This is a genomic window from Paenibacillus sp. P4_E11 (assembly GCF_056401635.1).
In genome coordinates this window covers 1-2127 of the sequence record NZ_JBFUIX010000360.1, presented here as the reverse complement: position 1 = coordinate 2127, position 2127 = coordinate 1, and the positions used below count along the sequence as shown (strand labels likewise).

Sequence of the window (2127 nt, the reverse complement as noted above, 5' to 3'; positions counted from 1 at the left end):
GCCAATCCCGAAGAAGATTATATAGAAACGTTATGGGGTATGGGATACCGGCTCAAATAACAACTTAATGTTTTCTTAATAATTCCTTTATGATCGCTTATGTCTTGCCTCCGATAATGAAGTTATCCCAGAGAGAGGTAGTGAGACGATGAGTGAATATGTACTGAAGTCCGATCATTTAACCAAGGTATACAAGATGGACTATGCGCTTTATCAAGTGAACATGTCCATCAAAAAAGGTGCGATTTACGGTTTTATCGGACAGAACGGTGCGGGTAAATCAACGTTGATCCGTATCGTCAGCGGGCTGGCTTCCCCGACAGACGGTTCCATCGAATTGTTCGGCAAGAGGGATGCACAGGATCTGAGCGAGGCGAGAAAACGAATCGGCTCGATCATTGAAAGTCCGGCTTTATATCCGAATATGACGGCTAAAGAAAATTTGGAGACCCATAGACTTCTACGGGGGATCCCGGGCAAAGCCTGCATCGAGAAAACTCTGTCTTTGGTCGGCCTGCAAAATACGGGCAGGAAGAAAACGAAGAACTTCTCACTAGGAATGAAACAGCGCCTAGGACTCGCTATCGCTCTTCTTGGAGATCCGGAGTTTCTGATTCTAGACGAACCGACGAATGGCTTGGATCCGATGGGGGTCGTCGAAATGAGGGAGCTCCTCAAAAAGCTCAATCGGGAAAACGGGATTACCATTTTAATATCTAGCCATATCTTAAGTGAGCTTCATCTGTTGGCCACCCATTTTGGCATTATTCATAAAGGGGAATTACTGGAGCAATTGTCGGCTAATGAACTTAATATGAAATGTCAGCACTACTTGCAAATTAAGGTGGATGATGCCGGGAAGGCGGCGGCCGTTATTGAAGGGGAATTGGCTGCCTCCGAATTTGAAGTATTGCCGGACGGAACGATCAAACTATTCAGATACGTAGATACGCCTGGCAAAGTTTCCGCGGCGCTAACGGCGGCTGGACTGGTTATCGAACAATTTATGCCCATGGGCGAAGAATTGGAAGCTTACTTTATGAGCCGGATCGGAGGTGAGCGGGATGAATAATCTCATCCAATCGGAATGGTATAAACTGCTCAAGGATCGATCGTTCCGTGGACTCATATTGATGATCTCGGCCTCCGCTTTATTTTGGTCCATCTTTCAATACATCGACCACACGATGGATGGGGAATATCCAGCTTCCGGGATAGAAATGTGGAAAAGCGCGCTTTTGGGTAATTATATTATGATCATGGGGATGTGTGTGCTTGCCGGCTTCTTTATTTCTAGCGAATATACGACTGGCGTGATGAAAAGTATCGCTTCCAGCGGTAATAGTAGAGGAAGGATTATCGCTGCGAAACAACTTGTGTACGCTCTGGGTTCCGTTATTCTTGGCCTGCTGTTTCCCGTAATCAATTGTGTCGTTGCGACGTTGCTGTCCGGTTTCGGGGATCTGCCCGATGAATCGACTTCTCTATATTTCTTAAGAACGTTTGGATTGCTTGTTCTTTATGCCGCAGCATTCGCATCGATCGCCACATTGATTGCGACTCTCATGGCGGAAAGTGGGAAAACGATTGCTTTTACGATGGTGTTCTTCCTATTCATCGACATGCTCTTTATTGTATTGGGTAACTACATTTCATTTGTTCAAACGATATATAGCTATACGGTGTTTAAGCTACTATATGATATAGGAACCGTTTCCCCTGACAGTCGTCTGTTACTTCGGATGATCATCATCCCGATTATTACATTTGTCTGTTTCGGGATATTGAGCGCATGGGTATATCGACGTAAAGAAATTAAGTAACTACAGAAGCGGGTGAGAGCAGGTTGATTTATTTCGTTGTGGCTGTGGGGTTTCTGGCTGTTGCTGCACTCATCCGCTTGTGTTTGTTGAAGAACGAAATGAAACGAATTCATCATCAACTATACGCCTACAATCAGGGGTTAACCGAAAAAAAAGTCGATCTTCGTTTTTTTGAACGCGATCTAGAACAACTGGCTAACGAAATAAACAACCTTATGGATTTGGTTAAGGATGCCAAAGCGCTTAGAAGACGGACGGAGTATGAGCTGAAACAGAGTATATCTGTTTCAGCTCATACTCCGTC

Annotated in this window: 2 protein-coding genes and 1 pseudogene; all 3 read left to right on the top strand. The window is 44.8% G+C overall.

The genetic code is table 11. From position 1 onward, the window contains the following. Positions 1–148 precede the first annotated feature (148 nt). The gene (locus tag AC1DWB_RS33985; protein WP_477545491.1) at positions 149–1072 is read left to right on the top strand and encodes an ABC transporter ATP-binding protein; all 924 of its coding nucleotides are present in this window, start codon (positions 149–151) and stop codon (positions 1070–1072) included. Beyond that, entirely contained in the window at positions 1065–1823 is a 759-nt protein-coding gene (locus AC1DWB_RS33980) for an ABC transporter permease (RefSeq protein WP_477545490.1), read from the top strand. Before AC1DWB_RS33985 ends, AC1DWB_RS33980 begins: the two co-directional genes overlap by 8 nt. Positions 1824–1846: 23 nt before the next feature. Next, positions 1847–2127, top strand: a pseudogene (locus AC1DWB_RS33975) (sensor histidine kinase); the annotation flags it as partial.